At 69.5% G+C, this 25,107-nt stretch carries 19 protein-coding genes; 10 read left to right on the top strand and 9 right to left on the bottom strand.

Features of this window, described 5'->3' with window-relative positions; translation table 11 throughout:
* Positions 1–1,336 precede the first annotated feature (1,336 nt).
* Complete coding sequence (locus ACZ4LX_RS14965; protein ID WP_467649194.1) at positions 1,337–2,431, bottom strand: restriction endonuclease; 1,095 nt, start codon at positions 2,429–2,431, stop codon at positions 1,337–1,339.
* A gap of 693 nt (positions 2,432–3,124) precedes the next feature.
* Positions 3,125–3,559 (bottom strand): arsenate reductase ArsC, encoded by a 435-nt coding sequence (locus tag ACZ4LX_RS14960; RefSeq protein ID WP_467649197.1) that lies wholly within the window; start codon positions 3,557–3,559, stop codon positions 3,125–3,127.
* Positions 3,560–3,651: 92 nt separating this feature from the next.
* Between ACZ4LX_RS14960 and ACZ4LX_RS14955 the strand changes: the two genes are divergently transcribed.
* The 3 genes from ACZ4LX_RS14955 to ACZ4LX_RS14945 are packed head-to-tail and all read left to right on the top strand — an operon-like array spanning position 3,652 to position 6,118.
* Complete coding sequence (locus ACZ4LX_RS14955; RefSeq protein ID WP_393771439.1) at positions 3,652–3,960, top strand: ArsR/SmtB family transcription factor; 309 nt, start codon at positions 3,652–3,654, stop codon at positions 3,958–3,960.
* A complete protein-coding gene (gene arsB, locus ACZ4LX_RS14950; protein WP_467649200.1) occupies positions 3,957–5,063 on the top strand; it encodes an ACR3 family arsenite efflux transporter in 1,107 nt (368 codons plus the stop codon). Before ACZ4LX_RS14955 ends, arsB begins: the two co-directional genes overlap by 4 nt.
* Positions 5,060–6,118 carry an ArsO family NAD(P)H-dependent flavin-containing monooxygenase gene (locus ACZ4LX_RS14945; protein ID WP_467649203.1) on the top strand — a complete coding sequence of 353 codons (1,059 nt, stop codon included), beginning with the start codon at positions 5,060–5,062 and terminating at the stop codon, positions 6,116–6,118. The genes arsB and ACZ4LX_RS14945 overlap by 4 nt, the downstream gene beginning before the upstream one ends.
* Positions 6,119–6,122: 4 nt before the next feature.
* Here ACZ4LX_RS14945 and ACZ4LX_RS14940 read toward each other — a convergent pair whose 3' ends face one another.
* On the bottom strand, positions 6,123–6,614 hold the full coding sequence (locus tag ACZ4LX_RS14940; RefSeq protein ID WP_467649205.1) for a GNAT family N-acetyltransferase: 492 nt from the start codon (positions 6,612–6,614) through the stop codon (positions 6,123–6,125).
* A gap of 26 nt (positions 6,615–6,640) precedes the next feature.
* The gene (locus tag ACZ4LX_RS14935) at positions 6,641–7,012 is read right to left on the bottom strand and encodes an ArsR/SmtB family transcription factor (protein ID WP_467649207.1); all 372 of its coding nucleotides are present in this window, start codon (positions 7,010–7,012) and stop codon (positions 6,641–6,643) included.
* 510 nt (positions 7,013–7,522) lie between these two features.
* Between ACZ4LX_RS14935 and ACZ4LX_RS14930 the strand changes: the two genes are divergently transcribed.
* The gene (locus ACZ4LX_RS14930; RefSeq protein ID WP_467649209.1) at positions 7,523–8,926 is read left to right on the top strand and encodes an NAD(P)-binding domain-containing protein; all 1,404 of its coding nucleotides are present in this window, start codon (positions 7,523–7,525) and stop codon (positions 8,924–8,926) included.
* Between the two features lie 570 nt (positions 8,927–9,496).
* Here ACZ4LX_RS14930 and ACZ4LX_RS14925 read toward each other — a convergent pair.
* From ACZ4LX_RS14925 to ACZ4LX_RS14915, 3 genes are all read right to left on the bottom strand, one after another.
* Positions 9,497–9,790 (bottom strand): hypothetical protein, encoded by a 294-nt coding sequence (locus tag ACZ4LX_RS14925; RefSeq protein WP_467649212.1) that lies wholly within the window; start codon positions 9,788–9,790, stop codon positions 9,497–9,499.
* A gap of 165 nt (positions 9,791–9,955) precedes the next feature.
* Positions 9,956–10,762, bottom strand: a complete 807-nt coding sequence (locus tag ACZ4LX_RS14920) for a TRADD-N-associated membrane domain-containing protein (RefSeq protein WP_467649215.1) — start codon at positions 10,760–10,762, stop codon at positions 9,956–9,958.
* 230 nt (positions 10,763–10,992) lie between these two features.
* Positions 10,993–11,250: a hypothetical protein gene (locus ACZ4LX_RS14915; protein ID WP_467649217.1), complete on the bottom strand. Its 258-nt coding sequence runs from the start codon at positions 11,248–11,250 to the stop codon at positions 10,993–10,995.
* A 156-nt stretch (positions 11,251–11,406) separates the two neighbouring features.
* On the opposite strand from ACZ4LX_RS14915, the gene ACZ4LX_RS14910 reads away from it, so the two are divergent.
* The 4 genes from ACZ4LX_RS14910 (at position 11,407) to ACZ4LX_RS14895 (ending at position 18,060) form a co-directional block, all read left to right on the top strand.
* Positions 11,407–12,672 carry a Twin-arginine translocation pathway signal gene (locus ACZ4LX_RS14910; protein ID WP_467649220.1) on the top strand — a complete coding sequence of 422 codons (1,266 nt, stop codon included), beginning with the start codon at positions 11,407–11,409 and terminating at the stop codon, positions 12,670–12,672.
* 17 nt (positions 12,673–12,689) lie between these two features.
* Positions 12,690–12,992, top strand: coding sequence for a 4a-hydroxytetrahydrobiopterin dehydratase (locus ACZ4LX_RS14905; protein ID WP_467649360.1), 303 nt, complete (start codon positions 12,690–12,692; stop codon positions 12,990–12,992).
* A gap of 412 nt (positions 12,993–13,404) precedes the next feature.
* On the top strand, positions 13,405–16,140 hold the full coding sequence (locus ACZ4LX_RS14900) for an FG-GAP-like repeat-containing protein (RefSeq protein ID WP_467649223.1): 2,736 nt from the start codon (positions 13,405–13,407) through the stop codon (positions 16,138–16,140).
* A gap of 522 nt (positions 16,141–16,662) precedes the next feature.
* Positions 16,663–18,060, top strand: coding sequence for a glycosyltransferase family 39 protein (locus tag ACZ4LX_RS14895; protein ID WP_467649226.1), 1,398 nt, complete (start codon positions 16,663–16,665; stop codon positions 18,058–18,060).
* Here ACZ4LX_RS14895 and ACZ4LX_RS14890 read toward each other — a convergent pair.
* Together ACZ4LX_RS14890 and ACZ4LX_RS14885 are read right to left on the bottom strand one after the other, a co-directional pair.
* Positions 18,015–19,880, bottom strand: a complete 1,866-nt coding sequence (locus ACZ4LX_RS14890) for an MFS transporter (RefSeq protein ID WP_467649230.1) — start codon at positions 19,878–19,880, stop codon at positions 18,015–18,017. The two genes, ACZ4LX_RS14895 and ACZ4LX_RS14890, sit on opposite strands and share 46 nt — an antisense overlap.
* 273 nt (positions 19,881–20,153) lie before the next feature.
* Positions 20,154–22,874 (bottom strand): D-alanyl-D-alanine carboxypeptidase family protein, encoded by a 2,721-nt coding sequence (locus tag ACZ4LX_RS14885; protein ID WP_467649234.1) that lies wholly within the window; start codon positions 22,872–22,874, stop codon positions 20,154–20,156.
* Between the two features lie 164 nt (positions 22,875–23,038).
* Between ACZ4LX_RS14885 and ACZ4LX_RS14880 the strand changes: the two genes are divergently transcribed.
* Together ACZ4LX_RS14880 and ACZ4LX_RS14875 are read left to right on the top strand one after the other, a co-directional pair.
* Positions 23,039–23,761, top strand: coding sequence for a GOLPH3/VPS74 family protein (locus ACZ4LX_RS14880; RefSeq protein ID WP_350991471.1), 723 nt, complete (start codon positions 23,039–23,041; stop codon positions 23,759–23,761).
* 291 nt (positions 23,762–24,052) lie between these two features.
* Positions 24,053–24,922, top strand: a complete 870-nt coding sequence (locus ACZ4LX_RS14875; protein WP_467649239.1) for a helix-turn-helix domain-containing protein — start codon at positions 24,053–24,055, stop codon at positions 24,920–24,922.
* The last annotated feature ends 185 nt before the right edge of the window (positions 24,923–25,107 follow it).

Raw genomic sequence — 25,107 nt, 5'->3', positions numbered from 1 at the left:
CGAAGCGCACTGCCAGGAGGGCCGTCCCGCTGACCGTCGTTAAGAACACCGTGGCCATCCGTGCAGGCCGAGGATGCGAAAGTCACCGGCACGACGCTGGCAGAGCGACTCGGCTGCTCCGTACGGTCCGGGTATCGGTACCTCGGCGGAGTCCAGGCTGCCTGACCCGCTGAATGCGCGAGCCCCGTCGCCGACAGACGGCAACGGGGCTCGCAGGATTGCGGCGGCGCACGTGTGGCTCGTGAGGGAATCGTCAGTGCCCCCTCTCTAGCATCCGAAGGATGCGTTCAGCGAGAAGGCGGGCATCGCGGCGTCGGGCGGGCCTCTTAGACCAGACGGCCGGCATGAAAATGCCGACGAACACAAGCAGAGGCATGCCGACTGCGGCGACGGCAATCCAAGGGCTGACTGCGACCGAGGCTGAGGTGGCGGCAAGCGCACTCAGGGCGATCGGCAGCCGGCGGCTCACGGGTCAAGGTTGCTGGCCATCGCAAAATCCTTCCGATTGGAACCGGGTTTGGCGGGAACCCCGATTCGGGTGGGTAGTGCCTCGCTCCCGTTTGGCGCCGGGGGTGAGGGACAGGCCAGGGACCCATAGTCAGAGACAGCGCAGCGCCGAAGGTGGGGGACTGGCCTGTCCTCCGGGCCCGCAGCGATGCGTCCGACACTCGAATTGCGGCCGCTCTGCGTGGGGGTAGGGATGTTGGAGAACGCGCGCGGGCCTCTGCCGTTAGGTGTAAGCACTTCGCTGCACATTCTGGCACGCCCGGAAGGCCCACGGAGGGTGCAACCGCCCGCTGTGACAATGGTGTTGCTGACACGAGGTGCGCGCTGGTCGACCTCGGAATCGTGGCAAAGTCCGAGCGGCTAACGTGGCGGTGTGGCTTCCGGTACGCCGGGGGGGCACCTCCCACGCCCCCTGTGTCCACCCGTGTCCGGTTTGCCTGCACGGAGGCCGGCCTCGATCGGTCTCCCCTGCGCAGCTGGCCACGGCGCACAGGAAGGGCGGGGTGGTAAGGACCAGGGCCGCGCGGCCCTCAGCGCAGTGCCTCTCGCCGCAATTGCCCCGGCCCGGCAGCACCGTTGCGCCGACCTCAGGCATCTCATCGTGCGTGGGCGACGCCCGGCAAGGGGCAAGGGTGGGCGCGGCTGGGTGCGTCCCGCACCACATCGGGCCCGCGTCCTGTGCAGAGCAAGCGAGCCCGGCATTGGCGCTCTCGTTGCCAAAAGAGGTCAGTGGACCTGTCCTCTGAGGGTTGCCATTGAAGCTGACGCTACGAGCCTCTCGGCGTCGGTACTCTTCGGAATCCGGGCCCCTATGAAAGCTGGCTCAGTTTCAGGCTGGGTACCACATCCCATTGCCTGCGGCCCGCATCTCCTCCAGCCACGTCTGTACAGCGTCTCTATTCACCTCAGTTACCTGATAGCTCCTGGTACGGACAACCTCCCGCGCCCCCGGCGACCAGCCTGCTGTCGCGACGAGCAAACCTTGCTGCGCACCTTCCCAAGCGACGTCTGCAGCCAGAGCCTTCACAACGACTTTATCGATCTCCCGCTTCACACGCTTGCACTGAATTAGGAGCGTGGGTGGCGATACATCAGCAGCTAGAGAATCTTCCCAGACTCGAATGTCCACTCCATTATCATTCCTACCCGGCCCGATTTCCACCTGGAAACCTGCCCGATGAAAATACTCAGCAACGAGCCCTTCAAACTTTCTCCAGTGAACCGCCCCAATTGCCTCATAATTGGCAGCTAGGTAGTTCACGAAACGCTGATCAAAGAACCTTCCATATGAAGCCATTACTGACTCCGAAGAAAAAAGATCGGACAGCTCTAGAAGGTCGTTCCAATTCCTTTGAGAGCCCATCACAACTGGACTTCGATCCGCACCAAACTGCATCTCATAGACCATGACAGCGACGACATCCGCCACTTTTTTGCCGTGGAGCCGCAAGGATTCCTCTACACAATCACGCGCACCAGTATCGGATATCCCAAACTCAAGCTGTGGAATGTGAACGCGAGGGAGGTATCCAGTAGCGCAAACTTGATCTATGAGATCGGACCCTGCCCCCGGCATCACGCATTCCTTGGAAACCACCCCTGGCCTCACAATACGTTCCATCATGAAGGCGACTGCCCGGGTGACCAGCTCTGCATCTCCGACCCTTTCGTGTACGCGTACCATCACCCCATTTCCAGCGGCGACGGCACCCCGCAATCCAAGGCGCTCAAGCGCGCTTCGGCCGAAAATATCGTTTACTTGCTTGTAGCTGCGGACCGGAAATTCCGTCATCGCCTCACGCACGATGCGACTCAGTTCAGCCTCCGTAACACTGAGCCCAATCCGGATTCCAACCAGTTCCGCAAGCCATTCGAGCAGCGAACGGTCCAGAGACCAGTCGTAAGAAGCGCACTCGGAACACATGGCCCGCCTCCTCCAGCATCACGTGACAGCGCCACAACATGCTATGGCCGCAGAGCGGTCCGTGAGTCTGTCCATGAGAAATTTGGCGGTGGCGCTACTGGTCGAGGGCGACGAGTGCCGCCGTCCTCGCAAAGCCCGGAGCCCGTACCGCTGCGGCAAGGCCCCAACCCTGGAACGCCAGGCGCTGATCGCTTGAACCGACGTCCAGCCCTGTGTCGGAGCGCAGAGTGGTGTCTCCGCGGGCCGACGAGGGTTGGCGCTACTTTGACGACACGACCTAGCAGAGGAAGGTGTCATCCCAGCAGCATTGACTGTGATGCAAGGGGAAGGGTCCTTCGAAGCGGTTGCCTGATGCGGTGGATCGGCAAGGCTGAATGCGTGAGCGATGCGTGAGCGGACGACAAAGCATGGGCCATCACTCGCGGGATTGAGCACCGTGCCGCACGGCGCTGATCAGGTAGAACAGCACCGCGCGGCACGGTCTGGAACCCCCCGGCACGGATTCGATTCCACTCCTAAAGCGGGTGTCGCAGGTTCGAATCCTGCCGGGGGCACAGAGAAGCACCAGGTCAGAGGCCCTTCCGCCCGTCGGGTGGGAGGGCCTTCGTGCTCGTGGCGCACGAAGCGTGGGCACGATCCCCGGTGACGACAGCGGCGTGGCGGAGCCAGCGAGGATGACATTGCGCAGTCGGCTCACACCGTCGCCTCGGGCTCGGCCGGGGCGATCTCGGCGATCAGGCCCTCCACCAGGGTTTTGATCTCGTCGCGGATCGGGCGGAACTCTTCGACGCCTTGGCCGGCCGGGTCGTCGAGCTTCCAGTCCAAGTAGCGCTTACCGGGGAAGACCGGGCAAGTGTCGCCGCAGCCCATGGTGATGCACACGTCGGACTCCTTCACCGCCTCCGCGGTGAGGATCTTCGGGACCTCGGTGGAGATGTCGATGCCGGCCTCGGCCATTGCTGCGACGGCGGCAGGGTTGACCTGTTCGCCCGGTTCGGAGCCGGCGGAACGGACCTCGACGCGGTCCCCGGCCAAGTGGGTCAGCCAGGCGGCGGCCATCTGGGAGCGGCCGGCGTTGTGGACGCAGACGAACAGGACGGACGGCTTCGTGCCGGTGCTCTCAGGCATGGGGGGGCTCTCTCGTCTCGCGGCAGCTGCACACCACGCATGACATCAGCATCCGCTGGTATCAGTGAACGGTGATGTGAGAGTATCAGTGCATGCTGACTTCAGTCGATCCTGATGTGATCCGGGCGCTGGGCGATCCGCTCCGGCTGCGGATCGTGACCCTGCTGGCGCGCGAGACGCTGTGCACCACGCACCTGGTGGAGGAGACCGGGGCCAAGCAGACCAACCTGTCCAACCACATGAGGGTGCTGCGCGAGGCCGGGCTGGTGGAGACCGAGCCGTGTGGCCGCTTCACCTACTACAAGCTCAAGCCCGAGGTCCTGGCCGGGCTGTCCGGGCAGTTCGCCGAGCTCGCCGAATCCGCCCGCACCGCCGCCGAGAACAAGAGGGCCTGCCCGTGACCTCCAGCGCCCACGCCCAGAGCGCTGAGGTGGCCGGGGACGACTCGATCGTCAAGAAGCTCTCGACCCTCGACCGCTACCTCGCGGTGTGGATCCTGCTCGCCATGGCCGTCGGCCTCGGGCTCGGCCGGCTCGTCCCAGGGCTGAACGACGCGCTCGCGAAGGTGGAGGTCGGCGGAGTTTCCCTGCCGATCGCGCTCGGTCTGCTGATCATGATGTATCCCGTGCTGGCGAAGGTCCGCTATGACCGGCTCGACGCCGTCACCGGCGACCGCAAGCTGATGGTCTCCTCGCTGGTCATCAACTGGGTCCTCGGACCCGCGGTGATGTTCGCGCTGGCCTGGATCTTCTTGCCGGACCTGCCCGAGTACCGCACCGGACTGATCATCGTCGGCCTGGCCCGCTGCATCGCGATGGTCATCATCTGGAACGACCTCGCCTGCGGCGACCGCGAAGCCGCTGCCGTCCTGGTCGCCCTCAACTCCGTCTTCCAGGTCCTCGCGTTCGGCCTGCTCGGCTGGTTCTATCTCGACCTGCTGCCCGGCTGGTTGGGCCTGGGCGAGGGCGAGCACCTCGACATCTCGATGTGGAAGATCGCGCTGAATGTGATCATCTTCCTGGGCATCCCGCTCGCGGCCGGCTTCCTCACCCGCCGCCTGGGCGAGAAGAAGATGGGCCGCGCCGACTACGAGCAGCGGTTTCTGCCGAAGATCGGTCCGTGGGCGCTGTACGGGCTGCTGTTCACGATCGTCATCCTCTTCGCCCTCCAGGGGAGGACCATCACGTCGCAGCCGCTGGACGTCGCCCGGATCGCGCTGCCGCTGCTGGTGTACTTCGCCGTCATGTTCTTCGGCACGTTTGTGCTCGGCAAGGGCCTGGGCCTGGCCTACGACCGCACCGCGACCCTCGCCTTCACGGCGGCGGGCAACAACTTCGAGCTGGCCATCGCGGTCGCCATCGCCACCTTCGGTGTCACCTCCGGCCAGGCCCTGTCCGGCGTCGTCGGCCCGCTCATCGAAGTGCCGGTGCTGATCGGCCTGGTCTACGTCGCGCTCGCCTGGCGAAGGAAGTTCGCCCCGGCCGCGGTGACGACGTCCCCATGACGGAACGCACCGATGTGGTGGTGGTCGGCGGTGGCCAGGCAGGGCTCGCCGCCGGCTACCACCTGCGCCGCCGAGGTCTCGACTTCGTGATCCTGGACGCCGGTGCGGCGCCGGGCGGGTCGTGGCAGCACATGTGGGACTCCCTGCACCTGTTCTCCCCGGCCGAGCACTCCTCCCTGCCCGGCCGCCTCATGCCCGCCCAGGCGGGCGAGACCTACCCGGGCGCCGCGCACGTGGTGGACTACCTCGCCGACTACGAGCACCGCTACGACCTACCCGTCCAGCACGGCACCCGCGTGGACGCCGTACGCCGCGACGCGGACCGGCTCCGGGTCGAGGCGGACGCAGGGATCTGGCGGGCGAAGGCAGTCCTCAGTGCCACCGGCACCTGGTCGCGGCCATTTCTGCCAGCCGTCCCTGGCCGATCGGTCTTCACCGGGCGGCAGCTGCACACGGTGAACTACCGCAGCCCGAGCCACTTCGCCGGGCAGCGTGTCGTCGTGGTGGGCGGCGGGAACTCCGGGGCCCAGATCGCCGCCGATCTCGCCCTGGACGGCGATGTCGAGGTGACGTGGGTGACCCAGCGCCCGCCACGGTTCCTGCCGGACGACATCGACGGCCGGGCCCTGTTCGAAGTCGCCACCGCCCGCCGCCGCGCCCTGGACACCGGCCGCAGCGACACCGGCGGGGTGGCCTCACTCGGCGACATCGTGGCCGTACCGCCCGTCCGCGCCGCCCGCGACGCCGGACACCTCGCCGCGAAGCCGATGTTCACCCAGCTCACGCCAACCGGTGTCCGGTGGGCCGACGGCAGCCGGAGCGACGCGGAAGCGGTGATCTGGTGCACCGGCTTCCGCCCGGCCCTGGCCCACCTCGCCCCGCTGAACCTGCGGGGCCCACGCGGCCACATCCCCACCGACGGCACACGAGCCCTCGGCGAACCACGGCTGCACCTGCTCGGCTACGGCGACTGGACCGGCCCGGCCTCCGCCACCCTCATCGGCGTAGGCCGCACCGCGCGCGACGCCGCCCACGCGATCGCTCAACTGCCTTGACCGGTCAGGTGATAGCGGGGCTGCGGCGCTCTACGAGGACGACGTCGCGCCAGACGCCGTGGTGGCGCCCGATCCGCTCCCGCGTGCCGATGACCCGGAATCCGACCCGCTGGTGCACGGCGAGGCTGGCGGTGTTCTCGGGGAAGATGCCCGACTGGATCGTCCAGATCCCGGCCTGTTCCGTGGACTCGATCAGCGCCTGCAGCAGGGCGGGGGCTACCCCACGGCCACGGGCGGCCGGATGGACGTAGACGGAGTGCTCCACCACGCCCGCGTACGCGCACCGGGCGGAGACCCGGCTCGCGGCCACCCAGCCCAGCACCGCCCCGTCGGCGAAGCGGTGCTCGGGCAACTTCGTCGCGTCGAACGCCTCCCAGACCGGCGCGACGGTCTCGAAGGTGGCGTTCCCCTCGTCGATCCCCGCCTGGTAGATGGCCAGCACCTGCTCCGCGTGCTCCGGTGCCAGCGGCACGATCGCCGCATTCGCAGATCCCATCCCCACGACGCTCCCCCTCGTCCCGGTCAGGCTGCGGTCGGCAGGGTCAGCAGCTGGCCCATGGCCGCCAGCACGGACGGCTCGACCCGGTAGTAGACCCAGGTGCCGCGCCGCTCGGAGGTGAGCAGTCCGGCCTCCTTGAGCTTCTTCAGGTGGTGGGACACCGTGGGCTGGGAGACGCCGACGTCGGAGATGTCGCAGACGCACGCCTCGCCGCCCTCGTGGGAGGCCACGGCCGAGAAGAGGCGAAGGCGGACCGGGTCACCGAGCGCCTTGAACATCCGCGCCGCGGTCTCGGCCTCCTCGGCCGTCATCGGACGCTCGGCCAGCGGCGGGCAGCACGGCACCACGCCCCGACCGTCGGGTTCGAGCAGCGGCAGCGCCTTCGCATTCGACATGCATCTATGTTGACACATGTCGAACCAGCGCGGGAGAGACACCACCCGGCGCGCGGGGTAGCGGCCATCGTCGAGGACCGGCCGGGCCGGCGGATGCGCAAGAAACCAGCGAGGGGTAAGGCTCCAGGCCGGTGCGGGCCGCCCAGAGGCGCAGGCCACGGCCATGGGTGCGCTGGGCCGCGAACTTCACCGGAGGGCCGGTGGCGAGCGCGAGCCGGGCGGCCCCGGCAAGCTCGATGGCCATCCGCACTGCAGGATTCCCCGCCCCGACCACCACCACACGGCGGCCGGCGAAGAGGGCGGGACAGCGATAGTCCGCGGCCTACAGCAACCGCCGGACGGTCGGACGCCTCCAGCATCACCGGCCGCAATCCGCGCCACAGCAGCATCTGGACGGCGGCACGTCCCGGCCATGATTTCGATGAATGTCTATGTTGACGCCCATCAATACAGGTGTCATGCTGGGCCGCGCAAGCCATCGACAAATGTCGAAACACGCAAGGAGTCGCCGTGAACGCGCCCGCCACCACCGAGCTGCCCGTCGTCGTGATCGGGGCCGGCCCCGCCGGTCTGGCTGCCGCCGCCCACTTGGTCGACCAAGGCATCGAGCCCTTGGTCCTGGAGGCCGGGCCCGCTGCCGGCGCCGCGGTGCGCGAGTGGTCGCACGTACGCCTGTTCTCCACCTGGGGCGAGGTCGTCGACCTGGCCGCCGAGAAACTGCTGGCCCCGACCGGCTGGACCCGCCCCGACGCGGCCGCCTACCCCTCCGGCGGCGATTGGGCCGAGTCCTACCTGCTGCCGCTCGCCGACGCCCTCGGGGACCGCGTCCGCACCGGCGCCACAGTCACCGGTGTCTCCCGCACCGGCCGGGACCGGATCGTGGACGCCGACCGCGAGCAGCAGCCTTTCGTCGTGCACGTCACCCACGCCGACGGCCGCGAGGAGCGCCTCTTCGCGCGCGCGGTCATCGACGCCTCCGGCACCTGGGCCACTCCGTCTCCGGCAGGCGGCAGCGGACTGCCCGCCCTCGGCGAAAAGGCCGCCGCAGACCGGATCACCTACCGCGTCCCGGACCTGAAAGACCAGGCGATCCGGGCCCGTTACGCGGGCAAGCGCACCGCTGTGATCGGCTCGGGTGCCTCCGCGTTCACCGCTCTCGCCTACCTCGCCGACCTCGCCAAGTCCGACGACGGCACGGGAACGAAGGGTGTGTGGATTCTGCGCCGGGGCATCTCCGGATCCACCTTCGGCGGCGGCACCGCCGACCAGCTCCCGGCGCGCGGCGCCCTGGGCCTGGCGGCGAAGGCCGCAGTCGACGAGGGCCACGCGGACGCGGTCACCGGCTTCCGGACCGAGGCGATCGAGCGCGCGGACGACGGACGCCTGGTCCTGGTCGGCGAGAACGGCCGCCGTCTCGACCCGGTCGACGAGGTCATTGTGCTGACCGGCTTCCGCCCCGACCTGTCTTTCCTGAACGAGCTGCGCCTGCGCCTGGACGAACGCCTCCAGGCGCCGGTCGAGCTGGCTCCTCTGATCGACCCCAACCAGCACTCCTGCGGCACCGTCTACCCGCACGGCCACCGCGAACTCTCCCACCCGGAACAGGGCGTGTACCTGGTCGGGATGAAGTCCTACGGCCGCGCCCCGACGTTCCTCGCCATGACCGGCTACGAGCAGGTCCGCTCCGTGGCCGCCGCGATCGCCGGCGACCTCGACGCGGCCGACCGAGTGGAACTGACCCTGCCCGAAACCGGGGTGTGCGGCGGCGCCGGCCTCTTCGACGCCCCCGAGACCGACCAGGGTGGAGGATGCTGCGCCCCGGCGCCCCAACTCATCCAGCTCGGCGCCCCTGCCTCAGTGGCCGTCGGCGCCACTGTCGAGGAGGCTCCGGCGGGCGGTTGCTGCGGCTCGTAACCGACCTCGACACCCCGGTCTGCGGGGCCGCGACCGGATCCTGGACCGGCGCGGCCCGCGCGCCGTCACGACCACCGGCCCAGTCGCTCACGCCGTCGAAGCCCCTCCAGTCGCATGCCGACGCAGAACAGATTCAGCACACATGAGGGCGAGAATCGCCGCGAACACGTGAGAACTACGGAGAAGCTTTTCCGCAGGTCAGGCGCTCCTCAGACGGCGTTTACGCAGGTAGCAGCCCCACCCAGGGAAAACTCCTAAAGCGGGTGTCGCAGGTTCGAATCCTGCCGGGGGCACAGCAGTGAGCAGTATCGGGCCCCGCGTCCGGCCAGGTCAGGCCGGGTGCGGGGCCCTCTTTCATGCCTCCCGGCACTCACTCCTTACCTCCTCAATACGCACCGGATACAGGGTGGCCACGGAGCTCAACCTCCCGAATTCCTCCTACGAGCCCCCAGAGAACACGCAGGTCGACGCCCCGGCCGGGTCACCCGCGACGCTCTTCGAGATCGTTCAAAGGCTGACCCGCTCATCGAGACTCCAGCGACGCGTGAAGACGAAGCCGGAGCGGCCCCTCTAAAGGCCGATGACTAGGCCCATGGCGATCGAGAGGGACGCGGTGCCGATGAACCTCAGCCATCTGAATGGGCGGCGGCGGCCCTTGGCGTCCGTGTACAGCACTCCCCAGGCACCGAGGACAGCGCAGACCGCTCCCCAGGCTGCCTGGCCGGGATGCCCGCCCTTCAATGCCAGAGAAAGGTAGATGGTGCCGGTCACCTGAACCACAGCTGCAATCAGTGTGAGACCAATGAAGATGCCGGACCTGCGCTCTGCGGCTTCCATCTCAGGCGTAACGATCTTGACTCGCACATATCGAGACATTGTTCTCCAACCAGAGCCGGCTTCCAGGGCGTTGACCGGCCGTGCAGCCTATCGAGGTCCCCCGTCCGCCGAGGCAGGCGATCTGCCGGTGACGGCCACGGCTGACTTCGACGACAGCGGACAGAGGCGGGGACTCACGCGCGAAGGAAGGCGTCAGGGACTGCTCGGGGGCGTTTCGTCCGTGGCCGAGGAATCGGTGTTCGCGCCATCGGCTTCGTCCGAGCCTTCGGCCGCCGCCGACGCGTCCAGTTGACCACCAACAAGCTGAAGAGCCATCTGGGCCCGCACCTGGTTGCGAAGGGGTTCCTCGCTGATGTTGTCGGACAGGACGCCGGCGGCCTTCAGCCTGCGGTCGAACCGCCCGTCATCACGGAGCATCACGCCTTGCGCACCCATGTCTCGACGCGTGCGGTTGGACTGGAGGAAGAAGACTCCTGCCAGAAGATCAATGACTGCTCCAGCCGTCTGCGTCACGATCGCCGCGTATCGGCTGCCGTTGCTGTCCGCGTGCACGATTGCCAGTCCGACCCCGGTCAGAAGGACCGCTGAACCGACCATGCCGAAGACGATACTGACGAAGAAGCTGACCTTTGCCTGGGCGAGTCCGTGGGAGTAGATCTGGGTCAGCATCGATGACTGCGCGTCCGGCCCCAGGAGCGGTGCGGTATTTCCGTCCTTGGCACCCGCGCGCGACGCGCCGGGCTGAATGTAGACCTGTGACTCGGCACCATAGATGTGGACTTGGGGAAGGTCAGGGTCTTCTACGTGGCGACGTGCGCTCTCCGCCTCGCTGGCGAAGGAGCGGCTCGCCGCCCACAGAACCGACAGGATCACCCCGGATATTCCGATGAGGACGGAAGCAGTCGTGGTGGCGGTATCAAGCCAAGCACGCTTCTCGAGATCGTCGTAGGACGGACTGTTGGCCTTCAGGAATGCCCAAGAAGCGAAGGCGGTCACCACCGACAGCACGAGACCGCAGGAGCCGAAGCCGGAGCGCAGGAGCCGTAGCCGTAGCGCCGGAGTCGGGGTCGGAGTCGGAGTCGGAGTCGGCTACGTGTACCGCTTCGGGCGGGGCGGTGGCCGGCATACCACCCGGTGGACGTAGATGGTGATGCCGGGCCCCGTCGCCCCGGGGATCGTGTACGGGACCGAGTCCTCCGGCTTCATCGGCCGGTCGCAGCGATCGCAGATCACCGGGCCTCCCTCCACGCCCGGCCGAGGCGCGCCGCGGTGACGCAAACGGCTCCGGCCCGGCACGTCGCGCAGGTCGTGATGTGGCCGAGGAGCGTCCGGTACGCGGCATCGTGGCGGGGCCGGGGACGGGGGTACTCGTCGTCCGGATACGTGGCGGGCGGCCCGGCCGTCGTCTGCGGCACCACCGGGGCCTCCGGCCGTACCACGCGGGTTGTGCCACCGGGCATGTTCGCCTCGTACACCTTGATCGTCATCACGAGTGGCCCCTGTCGTCATTTGAGGGGCACCCAGCCAGTTCGCCGTACGCGCCCGCGGTCACCCCCTGATGATGTGCGTGCACGTCGAGTAGTTGATAGGCCGCCGCGTGGCCACGCGTGGCCACGCGGCGGCCATGGCCAGGAGCACGCACGATGACACCTCGGAATGGGCCCACGAGTCGCAACGACGCACTGCGGGCCGCCCGGCTCCGGGCCGGATGGCGCACCGTCGGCGCCGCAGCCGACGCCCTCACCGATCACGGGCAACAACTGCTTGACGAACGCCAGTTCACCGTGTCCGCCCGAACGTGGCGGCGCTGGGAGGGCGAGCGCCCCGGATGGCCGGCCGAGGAGACCGCCATCGTCCTGCACGACGCACTCGGCCGGTGGCCGGAGGACCTCGGCTTCACCACGCCGCCGGGCTGGATCCGGCCCGAATGCCACGGGGAGGAACGGGCGCAACGCCGGGCGCTCGTCTCCGTCACCGCAGCCGCGCTCGTCGCGGGGCCCGTCGCACCGCAGCACGTCGACCCCGCCCTGATCGACTACTTCCAGAGGCAGTTGGAAGGGCACTACCGGGCGGACATGTTCCTCGGCCCGCACGATCTGATCGGCACCGTTTCCGCGCACTACCAGCTCATCGACAAGCTGGTGCGCTCCGCAACGGGCGAGACCCGCCGCGGACTTCTACGAGTCGGGGCGGCCTACGCCGCCCTCATCGGCTGGCTGTACCAGGACGCCGGGGACATGGACGCCGCCGCCTTCTGGCGAGGCGTCACGCAGGAGATCGCGATGCGTTCCCGCGACCCGCACCTCATCGGATACTCCCTCGTGAACCAGGCGCAGGTCCGCACCGACCTCGGGGACGGGCACGCCGTCGTCGACCTCTGCGAAGCCGCGCTCGATGACGCCGACCGGCTCATGCCGAAGGTGCGCGTCATGGCGATGCAGCAGCAGGCCCACGGTGCCAGCCTCACCGGCGAACGGGCCCTGGTGGACCGGCTCATCGACCGGGCCGGCCGTCTGCTCCCGCGCGTGGACGACGACCTGCCGTGGGGCAACGCCTGCCGGCGGACGCCCGGCTACCTCGAAGTGCAGCGCGCCACCTGCTACGGCCGCCTCGGCCTCGGCGCGGAAGCCGGGGCTCTGTGGACGCAGGTGCTCTCCGTCGTACCGGAGACGGCCCGTCGGGACCGAGGGGTGTACATGGCCCGGCAGGCGACAGCGGCGGCAGCGGCGCGGGAGCCGGACCGCGCGGTGGAGCTCGCCCGCACGGTGGCGACGATCGCGGTGGAGACCCGCTCGGCAAGGATGCGCCGGGAGTTGGCCGTTCTGGAGCGCGCGATGCGCCCGTGGCAGGATGCCCCGGTCGGCCGGGATCTGGCCGAGATTCTTGAGCCTGTGACCGTGGGGAGCTGAGCGTGGCCAAGGGACCAATACCACTGACGGACAGTGCGATCGAGGGGCGGCTGCTGGAGCTGCGCGGCTGGTCGCGGGTGGGTGACGAGATCACCAGGACATTCGGTATCCGGTATCACGGCGGGGTCGCCATGATCGTGCACGTGGCCGACGTCGAGCGCCTGATCGGGCACCACGCGGACATCGACCTGCGGTGGGACCGGGTGCGGTTCGCCATCACCACACACGACGCGGGCCACAAGCTGACCGACGCGGACTTCGACCTGGCCGCGCGCATCGACCGGATAGCGGCCGCCCACGGAGCCGAGCCCGAGGCCTGACCCAGAGGCCTGACCCCGAGGCCTGACCCAGAGAAGGCTGCCTGCCCCCGAGACGGCCTGCCTCAGAGACGGCCTGACTCCGAGCCCACCCCGAATCCGTGGGCCCGGCAGGCCAACCCTGCCCTGTGACAGCCGGCTTGCGGGTGGACCGGCCATTCCGCACCGTACGGGAAGGAGCCGGCCCGGCAACCCCTCCGCACCGCGCCGGGAGCGGGACCGGCACGGCCGGTGCGTGCCGTCGGGCCGGGGGCCGCCTCCCGGCTGTCGGGCCGGGGATCACCTCCCGGGTGGTGTGTCCGACCCGACTTCGGGTGTGACACTCCTGGCTCCGCGAACGCTGGATACTTCAGAACATCAGTAGATCCTGTGGTGCTCACGTGATGACCGCGAACGGAAACAATGGGGTGGGGCATTGAGCCCGCGCACAAAGCACGCGTACAAACCGCTGAGCCTGAAGAGACGGGCCTGGCTGACCATCGGCGCCGTCGTCCTGGGTGGGGCAGGGGCGACGGCCTACGCCGTGGCCGGGCCGCCCGGCGACGGGCCGGCGAATGAGCACAAGGCGCGGGCCGCGACCGTACGGACGGTCAAGCTCGACGGCCAGGGCGCCGGCCGCAAGGGGCTGGCGAAGCAGGACACCGCCCAGTTCAGCGCCGCACTGGTGACCTGGTCGGACCCGGACGCCAAGCTCAAGGGGACCGCGCAGATCCGGTCCAAGGAGGCCGAGACCGGCGAGTGGTCGGGCTGGCAGGCCCTGCCGGACGATCCCTTCTCCGCCGACGGCAAGGAGGCCGAGGACGCGGCCACCCGCGGCGGTACCGCCTCGGTGTGGACCGGGCCGTCGGACGGCGTCGAGGTGCGGGTGGTGGCTGCCGACGGCACCACCGGAGCCCTCCCGGCCGGCCTGGACGTCAAGCTCCTCGACCCGGGCACCGACCCGAAGGGCGCCGCGAAGCCCGTCGCGTACGCGCAGGACGTCACGCCGACCCCGGCGGACACGACGCCTCCGGCGGACGCCCCCACCGACTCCGCCTCGCCCACGGACACCGCGACAGTGCCGAGTGGCTCCGAGTCCCCGACGGACACGGCGTCACCGACCGGCACACCGGATCCCGGCACCACCGCCAGCACCACCGCCTCCCCCAGCGAGACGGTCACGGTCTCCCCGTCCCCGACCGTCCCGGCTCCCCTCCCTTCGACCGTCGTCAAGCCGCCGGTCATCACGCAGGCCCAGTGGGGTGCCTCCACGGACTACGACGGCACGCCGGGTTACGGCCAGGAGATCAAGGCCGCCGTCGTCCACCACACCGGCGTCGATCAGGACAACGCTGTCCCGTGCAGCCAGTCGAAGGCCCGGATGCGCACCATCCAGCAGGAGCACTTCGCTCGCGGCTACTACGACATCGGCTACAACTTCGTCGTCGACCGCTGCGGCCAGATCTTCGAGGGCCGCAGCGGCGGCATGGACCTGCCCGTGGTCGGCGCGCATGACGTCGGCTTCAACACCAACACGGTCGGCATCTCGTACATCGGCAACACGATGACGCTGAAGCCGACCCGGGCCGGCCTGGACGCCATCGCCCGGGTCATCGCCTGGAAGTTCGGCATGTACGGCATCAGCCCGACGTCCAGCGTGACGCTGGTGTCCGGTTCACCGCTCGGCCAGGACGGCAACAAGGTCGCCCAGGGCGCCTCGATCACCCTGCCCCGGGTCTTCGGCCACCGCGACACCAACGCCACGCTCTGCCCCGGCGACTCGCTGTACAGCAAGCTGTCGCTGATCCGTACGCTCGCCGCCACGCCCGGCATCTCGCACGCGCTCACCCGCTCGGACTTCGACGGTGACGGCGTGACCGACATGGTCGCGGGCACTCCTCGGACCAGCGGCAGCGCCGGTTCGGTCACGGTCGTCCCGGGCGGGGACGACGGCCCGGTCGCCTCCGCGAAGAAGACCATCGACCAGAACAGCCCCGGCGTCCCCGGCAGCAGCGAATCCGGTGACCTCTTCGGTACGTCCAACGCCTACGGCGACGTCAACGGCGACGGGTACGGCGACCTGGTCATCGGCTCACCCGGTGAGGACGACACCAGCGGGCACGCCGACGCGGGCTTCATCACCGTGATGTACGGCCCCGCGCTGAACACCGGCACCTCGTACGGGACCGCCACCGCGACCCGTGCCGCCGGTGAGAAGCTCGGCACCTCCGTCGCCACCGGTGACTTCAACGCGGACGGCAAGGCCGACATCTTCTCGGTCGCGCCCGGCAAGCCCGGCCGCTGGTGGTCGTACGACTCCGCGACCGGCGCGGCCAAGTCGGGCTATCTGAACACCACCGCCTACACCGCGGCCGTCTCCTACGCGGCCGTCGCAACCGGCGACTTCAACCGGGACGGCTACGCGGACGCCGCAGTCAACTTCCGTGACCCGACCGGCATTTCCCGGATCATGTGGCTGAAGGGCTCGGCCACCGGCCTCCAGCGCGTCGGCATCCTCACCGCCAAGGGCGGCCGTTCCCTCGCCGTCGGCGATGTCAACGGCGACGGCATCGACGACCTGGTCGTCGGCCGGCCGGGCACGACCGAGTCGGGTTCGACCGCCAAGGGCGGCACGGTCGCTCTGATCAAGGGCACGACGACCGGACTGACCTCGACCGGCGTGATCGACATCGGCCAGGACTCGGCCAACGTGCCGGGCGCCGGTGAGACGGGCGACGACCTCGGCGCCTCGGTGGCCGTCGGGGACTTCAACCTCGACGGTTACGCGGACATTCTGGCCGGCGCCCCGAACGAGGACATCACCCGCGCCGGCGTCAACCGGGTCGACGCCGGCGTGGTGATCCTCTTCAAGGGCACCTCCGCCGGTTTCTCCGGCACCGGCTCGGTCGCGTACAGCCAGGACACGGCCGATGTCAGCGGTGACACCGAGTCCGGGGACCGGGTCGGTTCCTCCGTCCTCCTCCAGGACCTGTCCGGCTACGGCCGTGCGGACCTGGCGATCGGCGCGGACGGCGAGAACGACGGCGACGGTGTCTTCCTGCAGATGGACAGCGGCAGCGCGGGCGTCTCTCCCAAGAGCACGCTCTACTACGGCCGTTCCAACCTCGGCACCCCGGCAGCGGCCCACCTCGGCCAGACGCTGGCGCCGTAGCAACCCCGGCAGCACAGGAGGGGCCGGTACCCGGCGAGCACGACCGGGTACCGGCCCCTCCGCGCGTGCGGGGACGGGAGGGCCACGTCCCCGCCCTCGTCCCCGCCCTCGTCCCCTGGCGCGCTCACGGACGCGTTCACGGCCCGGGAGGACTACGTCCGCCGGGCGAGGGGCCGTCCGCCGTAGTCCCTGCGACGGACCGGTGCGGTCGTCATCGCAGGTGACGACCCCTGTGCGGCCGCCGCCTAGCGTGTTTCAGGTGATCGGGATCGTCCGGCGACCGTCAGGCATTCCGGTGGCCCCCTTCGCGCCGAGCAGAGGTTCGCCATGCCTGGAACTCCTGAAGATGTCATGTACAGAACAATTCAGGCAGACGCAGACGCAGACGTAAGCACAAACGCGGACGCCGGCCCCGGGGCAGCGGCACCACCCCGGGCGGCATCCCGTGCAGGAGTCGTCGCGGCCGGACCGGCGGCCCTCACGCTCCTTCTCGGGCTGTGGGGCATCACCCGCGAGAACAGCATGTGGCGCGACGAGGCCGCGACCTGGGAGGCCGCCCACAGGAGCCTCCCCGACACCCTGCACATGCTGGACCGGATCGATGTCGTCCACGGCCTCTACTACCTGTTCATGCACGAGGTGTTCGCGAGCGCCGGGGACAGCCTCGCCGCCCTGCGGCTGCCGTCCGTCCTGGCCATGGCCGGCGCCGCCGCCCTGGTCTCCCTCCTGGGCACCCGGCTGGCCGGCCGGTCCGCGGGGCTCGCCTGCGGGTCGGCCTTCGCCCTGACCCCCGCGGTGCAGCAGTACGCGCAGGAGGGGCGTCCCTACGCCCTGGTGACGGCCTGTACGGCCCTGGCCTGCCTGCTGCTGGTCATGGCGGTGGAGAGCCCGCGCACGGGGTGCTGGGCGGCTTACGGCGTGACCGTGCTGGTCGCGGCGCTGCTCAACTGGTTCTCGCTCCTGATGCTGTGCGCCCACGCGGCGACGATCGTCCTGGCCCGCCCGCCTCGCGCGGCCGTGGTGCGCTGGGCCGTCGCCTCGGCCTGTGCCGTGACCGGCGCGCTCCCCCTCGTGGTGGCGAGCGAGACGCAGGCGCAGCAGGTGGCCTGGATCCGTCCCGTCGGTCCGGGCACACTGTCCGCACTCCTGCTCACCCTGGCCGCCGGCGCCCTCTGCGCGGCGGCGGTACGGCCGGGTGAACGCCGCCGCAGGCACCCGGGCACGCGCATCCCGCTCACCGCGGTCGCCCTGCCCCTGCTCGTACTCCCCCCGCTCGTGCTGCTCGCGGCCTCCCTGGCCCGTCCCGTCTACCTCACCCGTTACGTGCTGTTCCACCACATCGGGCTCGCCCTGCTCGTCGGAGCGGCCTGCCAGGCCCTCGCGCTCCGGCTGCGCGTCTCCCCTCGCCGGACGGTCCTCGCGGTCATGGCTCTCGCCTTCGCCGGGCTGCTTCCCGTCCAGCTCTCCCTGCGCGGCGCGCACAGCAGGGTCGACGACGTGCTGGCCACGGCCCGGAGCGTCGCCGCCGTCCGCGAGACGGGTGACGCGGTGCTGTACATCCCCTCGGCGCGCCGCGACACCGCCCTCGTCTCCCCCGCCGCCTTCACCGGGATCAGGGACCTGGCCCTGGTCCGGAGCCCGTCGGAGTCCGGCACCCTGACCGGTGTGGAGGGAGGCCCGGAGCAGATCGCCGCCGCGATGCGCGCCGTACGCCGGATCGTCGTCGTCGGCGACGCGGGAGCCCGGCCCGCCACCACGGACCGCGACCGGGCCAAACAGCGCGCGCTGAAGGCGTACTTCGTCCGCTGCTCAGCGGCCACCGCGGGCGGACGCCAGGTCACGGTGTACGAGCGCCGCCACGACGGCGACGCGTGTCAGCGCAGCTCGTCCGGGCACGGTGTCCCGGGCGACAGCTGGTAGGGGGCACCGAGCCGGTACACGCCGGGGTGCGGGGCGAGCAGTTCCGTCCACTCGTCGCCCTGCTCGTCCTCCTCGACCTTGATCAGGCAGCCGTTCGTGTTCACGTACGTCTTCGGGCTGTCCTTGTCCGCACGCTGCTTGGACGCCTCGGTCTCCTGAGGCCGCTCCAGGCTCCTGCCCTCTTCGTCGACGACGGCGAGCCAGTGCGAGTACGGGATACGGATGAGCACCCGGCCCGCCTTCTTCACATGGATGGTCAGCTCCCCGGCGCTGGCCTCGTCCACGGTCGCCGGCGGATCAGCCATCGGCACGGGGCTGTCGACCTCGAAGAGCCGCCAGTTCTCGTCCGACCAGATCGCCTTGAGGTAGGGCAGCCCGTTGCCGACCAGCTCCGCCTCCTGGACGGCTCCGCTGGAGTCGGGGTCGCCCGTGGGCAGCACCACGTAGTGCACGGCCCAGCGGTCGAGCCACTGACGGTAGTTGACCGCGTTCAGGGTGTCGTCGTAGAAGAGCGGGTTGCGCTCCATGTCGGCCTGCCGGTTCCAGCCGCGCGCCAGATTGACGTACGGCAGCATCGCGGCCGCCTCCCGGTGGCTGCTCGCGGGGACCACCTCGACCCGGCCCCGGTCCGCACCGACCTGCTGGAGCTGATCGACCATCGGGGCCAGCGCGCGCGCCCACGAGGCGGTGGGCGCGGTCTTGACGATGTCGTCGACGCCCTTGAAACCGATCCAGAAGTTCAGCCCGGCGAACGCGAGGACCAGCGCGTACCACTTACGGGAGCGGGGCACGGTGTACGGTAGCGCGGCGAGCAGCACGACCCCGGCGAACAGCATCGCCATCCGCGAGACGTTCGAGCCGATCTGCGAGTCGACCACATAGGTCAGCAGCGTCCCGATGCCGTACACGGCGGCCGCGGTGCGCACCGTCTTCCAGTCGGCCGGCACCAGGAAGAAGACGAGAACGGCGAAGATGAACGGCCCCGACAGCGTCGCGACCGACATCGGCTGCGTACCGGAGAACGGGAACAGCCACGCGGACAGCGCCACCACCACGACCGGTGCCAGCCCCAGTGCGTACGCGCCGGGGCGGCGCTTGTTCAGGAACAGCGCGGCCGCGACCACTCCGAGGAAGAGCCCGGCCACCGGACTGCCCGCCGTCGCGAGCGCGGCGAGCGGTGCGGCGACGGCCGCCTTCGCCCAGCGCTTGTACCGCCACCGGTACGGCCAGCAGAACACCGCCGCCACCGCGCCGACCGCGAACATCATGCCGAGCCCGAACGTCACCCGGCCCGACAGCGCGTTGCACAGATACGCGAAGACACCCGCCATCGAGCAGGCGAGCGGATTGCGCACCGCCTTCACCCGGTAGAGGATCAGCGAGGTCAGCCCCGCCGAGACCGTCCCGGCGATCATCATCGTCGTGCGTACGCCGAGCAGCGACATCAGATACGGCGAGACGACGCTGTACGAGACGGGGTGCATGCCCCCGTACCAGGCCAGGTTGTACGCGGTCCCGGGGTGCCGGCCGACGAACTCGGCCCAGGCGTCCTGGGCGGCGATGTCGCCGCCGCTGTTGGCGAAGAAGAGGAACCAGAGGATGTGGGCGACCGCCGCCACGGCGGTCGTCAGCAGCACCGGGTGCCGCAGGCACCGCTCCTTGAGGCCGGCGAACCGGCCGCTGAACCGCCCGCCGGACCGAGGGGTTCCGTCCGGTCCGCCCCGTCCGTCCGCCCCGCTCGCGGGATCCGTGCTGCTCGCGGGATCCGTGCTGCTCGCGGGATCCGTGCTGCCCGCCCTTGTCGGCTCGGCCGTGGTCACTGCGACTCTCCCCGTCACTCCCCGGACGCGTTGGAGCCACCGGCTTGCCTGCTCGGATCTCATGGGCGGGAAGACGCGTTCCAGGGTCCACGCGTTGCCCCCGGGACGCTAACACGCACATTCTCGTCGCCGCCCCGGAACGGGCCCGTGAGGTCGCTCGTATCTCGGTGGACGCCGAGATACGACGGTGCCCTGCGGGAGCTCGTCCCGCAGGGCACCGTCTGCGCACACCGGACCGGACCGTAAAGGAGCGGACCGGTACGGTGCGGGGCGTCAGCCGATCCGGGTCAGCTTCTGACCGAAGGACGGGTCCTGCAGATCCTGCTGGAGGGCGACCGGGGCGCTGACCTTGCCGGGGCCCGACCCGACCGTCACCACGCCGACCTTCGTGCCCGCCTTCATGCTGCGCGAGATCTCCTCGCCGTTGCCCTGCACGGACAGCTCCACCTCGAGGCCCGACCAGCCCTTCGCCTTCAGGTCGGCGGTCGCGACCAGCGGCGTACGGCCGCCGAAGCCGTCGTCGACGTATCCGACGACATCGCCCTTCTTGACGACTGTGGCGGAGGTCACGGCCTTCTGTGCGTCCTTGATCAGCTTGAGGCTGTTGTTCAGCGACATCACCAGGCTGTCGTAGGGCTGTCCGGTGCCCGCCTGCTGCCCCATGACCGCACCGTAGATCCAGAGCTTCTTGCCGTCCACGACCGTGTTGGCGGACCAGACGAGGTTGCCGCCGGCCGGTGTGGAGGAGCCGGTCTTGATGCCGCTCACGCCCGGCTCCAGCAGGATCGTGTTGTTGTTGTAGATCGTCCCGTCGATGCCGTCGATGTCGATCTGCGGAGTGTCCACGATCTCCCGGAGCACCTCGTTCTGCATCACGGCCCTGGCCAGCTTCAGCTGGTCGACAGCGGTGGAGACCGTCGTCTTCTTGAGGCCGCTCGGGTCCGTGTACGTGGTGCCGGTCATTCCGAGGTCCTTGGCCGCGGCGTTCATCTTCGCGACGAACTCGGTCTCGGACGAGTCCCAGCGGGCGAAGAGGCGCGCGGCGTTGTTCCCGGAGGGGATCATGAGGAGTTGCAGCAGCTGCTTCTCGGTGAACTGCTGTCCCTTGCTGATCGGCGCGGTGGACTCGTCACCCAGCTTGGACTCGTCCTCGGCCTGCTGATCGACGGTGATCTTCTCGCCCTGCTCCTTGCCGGTGAGCGGATGCTCCTTGAGCACCACGTACGCCGTCATGATCTTGGCGACGCTGGCGATGGGCGCCGGCTTCTGCGCCCCCGACGAGCCGAGCGAGCCGACACCGTCCACGGTGACCGCCGACTGTCCCTGCTCCGGCCAGGGGAGGCTCAGCTTGCCGCCCTTGAAGGTGTACGACGACTCCGCCGTCATCGTGAGCGTGGGGGCCGGCAGCGGGCGCACCATCTGCGCGATCGCAAAGACGATCAAGAGGAGGAGGACCAGCGGGGTCCAGATCTTGACCCGGCGCACAGCCGTGCGCACCGGGGTCTCCGGCGGCGGCGGGGTGTTCGTCAGCTCGGCCAGGAGGTCGAGCGGCGGCCTGGGCGGCATCGGCTGCTGCCGGGTCCGCTCGGCACCGCTGAGCGCCGCGTCGGGCCGCGGCCGGCCGGCGCCGGGCGTGGTCGCCGGTGTGGTCGTCTCCGGTGCGCGAGGCGCGGGGGCCGGGCGTACGTCGTCCGCGCGCAGCGGGACGAACTTGCTGGTCCGCTCGGCGGCGGACTCCGGCCGGGTCCCGGCCTCCGGCTTCGCCGGCGGCGGGGTGATCTTCAGCGCGGTCGTGGGCTGGTCGACGCGGGGCAGCTTCGGCGCCTTGAAGACGGCCGTCGCCTGATCGACGCCGCGCTCGTCCTCGGCGGGCTGCGCCTTGTCCGCGGACTCCTCGCGGGTCCGGGGAACGCGCGCCTCGGAAGTGCTGTCCGGGGCGTCGCGGTCGGGGGAATCACCGGCGGACGAATCGTCGGCAGACGAATCACCGGAAGCGGAATCGTCGGTAGCGGAACCCTTGGCAGAGGAATCGTCGGCAGAGGACGCGTCGGCAGGCTCGTCGTCCGGCTCCGCAGCCGAGGCGTCCTCGGACTTGGGAGCGGGCTCGGGCCCGGTCTTGGCATCGAGCTCGGCATCGGGAGCGGACTTGGACTTGGATTCGGGCTCGGGCGCGGGCTCCGCACCAGATGCGTCGCTCTTCGCGTCGTCGCTCTTCGCGTCGTCGCTCTTGGACACCCAAGCGGCAACGGCCGCACGCAGTCGCGCGTCGCCGCCCCCTTCGGAGTCGCCGGCCTTCTCGGAGTCGCCGGCCTTCTCCGGCTCACCGGCCGGACCGGACGCGGCGGGCTTGTCAGCACCGGCGGGCTCGGCGGGCTCGGACCCCTTCACGGGCTCCACAGGCGCCACGGACGCCTCCACAGCGTCCGGATCGGCCTCCGGGGCCTCCTCAGGGCTCTCAGGGCCTTCCGCGACCTCTGCGGCCCCTGTCGCGCCCGTGGCGGGGGCCGCCTCCTGGGCAGATACCTCATCGCTTTCGGCAGAACCGCCCGAAGCGGCCTCCTCGGCCTCGTCGGGGCCCTGGGGGGCCTCGTCGGTCACGCCGGCCGCATCACCCTCAGCGACATCGGCATCCGTACCGGCCTTGGTTTCGCCATCGGCGGCAACGACAGCACCCGCGGCTTCACCCGAGTCCGCGACCTCGCCCTCGTCCACATCCACGTCCGAGTCCGAGTCCGCAACCTCGTCCACATCCGAGTCCGCGTCCTCCGCAGCCGCACTCCCGGCGTCCGCTGCCGCCGGCTTGGACCGCTGCGTGCTGAAGACGGCCGTCGCCGTGTCCACTCCGCCTCCGGACTCCGCCGGAGAGGCGGGTTCACGGAACACGGCAAGCCGCGGATCGGCCTCGCTCCGAGTCGTTCCCGACGACTTCTGCTGCTCCGACTTGTCGGGGGACTCGCCCGCCACCGATGCCTCCTCCATGCGGCGCGGGGACATCCCCGCGCTGTCCGAACCGTCTACCAGTGTCCCGTGTGAACCCATGTCCGGGCTGCTAGACGAGAACGACATACCTACTGGTTCCCGTACAAAGCACCCAGGCGCTCTCGACAGACAGATGTGAGAGGGGTCACCCTGTCACTCATCCACGCGGGGAGGCATGGATGGGCAGGAGCCGCAGAACAATTCCGGAGGAGCTTCTGCTGCTCGCTCTGGACCCGACCACGGGTACCACAGCGCAGCCGCAGTCGCTCGACCTCGGCCTGGCCGGGGCCCAGCTAGTAGAGCTGGCTCTGGCAGGACGGATAGCCCCTGATGGGGATCGTATCGCCGTGGTGATGCCACGGCCGACAGGAGATCCGACTCTGGACTCCGCACTGGAACTGCTGCGCAGACGCGGCAGCCCGGTCCGGGCCGTCCACTGGATCGGCGGACCCCGGCTGGGGCTTCGCCAGATTTACCTCGCTCATCTGGAGCGGTGCGGCATGGTGCACGCCGTGGCGGGCCAGATGTGCGGAGTGCTGCCGACAACTCGCTACCAGGCGACGGACACGGCAATCAGCCGGGACATCAGGACCAGGCTGGACAGTGCGATCCGCACCGGCGTACCGCCGGACCCGCGGACCGCGGCGCTCGCCGCACTGGCCCACGCGGTCGGACTCGGCAAGCACCTGTACCCCGGGAACGAGGGGCGCTCATCGCGCTCCAGGCTCCGGGATCTGATCAGACACGACCCGATGGGCGGTCTCGTGGCGCACGCCGTGATGGACGTCCAGAACGGGGCGGTCGCACAACCGCGTCGCAACCAGGCGGCCGGAGTTCCGTTGCAACAGCAAGTGCAGTCGCAATCACGCCGCGACAGCATGGCGCACACCGCGGCCCACTAGGGCCGCACGGGCGTCACCGCGGCACCCGCAGCACCCGCAGCACCCGCAGCACCCGCAGCACCCGCAGCACCCGCAGCACCCGCACCGCAACGCACCACCGCACCACCCGCATTCCGCCGCACCGTCGTCCCCACAGACCCGGTTCGGGAGCCGCACCAAGCGCGGGGCAGCCGGTACCACCGGCTGCCCCGCGTCGCTGTGTGTGGCCGTTTCCCAGCGCGGCCGGGGGCTCGGGTGGCAATCTGCTGAGCAGTAGATACGCACAGCTACGTAGCCGGAGGTGCCGTTTCCGTGCCGTCCAACGTCAATCCCACCGTCAGACGACGCCGGTTGGGTCAGGAATTGCGCCGACTGCGCGAGATCAAGGGCATGACGGCCGAGGAGGTCGCGGAGCGCCTGCTGGTCTCGCAGTCCAAAATCAGCCGCCTGGAGAACGGCCGTCGCTCGATCAGCCAGCGCGACGTACGCGATCTCTGCGGGGTGTACGACGTCGAGGACCACCGGGTCGTCGAATCGCTCATGCAGATGGCCAAGGATTCCCGCCAGCAGGGCTGGTGGCACGCCTTCGGCGACATCCCGTACAGCGTCTACATCGGTCTGGAGACCGATGCCGAATCGCTGCGGGTGTACGAACCCCAGGTGATCCCCGGCCTGTTGCAGACCCGGCAGTACGCCGAGGCGCTGATCAACGGCGCGCTTCCGGAGGCCCCGCCGTCGGACATCGACAAGCGCGTCAGTGTCCGTTCGCGCCGCCAGGACCGGATCACCGCCCCGGAGCACCCGCTGCGGCTGTGGGCGGTCATCGACGAGTCCGCGCTGCGCCGGCTGGTCGGCGGCAAGCAGGTGATGATCGAGCAACTGGAGCGGCTGGTGGAGCTGTCGCATCTGCCGCACGTGACCGTCCAGGTGCTGCCGTTCGACATGGGCGCCCACCCGGGCATCAACGGGCAGTACGCCATTCTGGAATTCCCGGACGCCGCGGATTCCAGCGTGGTCTATATCGAGGGCGTCACCAGCGACCTCTACCTGGAGAAGGCGAACGACGTGCAGCGCTACAGCGTCATGTACGAGCACCTGCGGGCCCAGGCGCTGAATGTGGAGCAGACCCGGCATTTCATCGGCCGGATCGCGAAGGAGTACACCGAACTCAACGCGACGTGAAGTCCGACCACACGGGCGCGTAAACCAGCCAGCCCGCCAAGTCCGGCATAAGAGAAATGAAGTGGTGTTACGAGTGAGGCGACGGCACGGTACACCGTCGCCACCTCGCAACGGAAGGCCTGCATGGCATATACCATCCGGTCGAGTGAACGCCCCCTTCAAGCAGGGAGATTGACGAGTAGCGT

This window comes from Streptomyces sp. NPDC026062 (assembly GCF_055568375.1).
The sequence above is the reverse complement of the archived record's forward strand: the minus strand, read 5'-3'. Positions and strand labels throughout refer to the sequence as shown.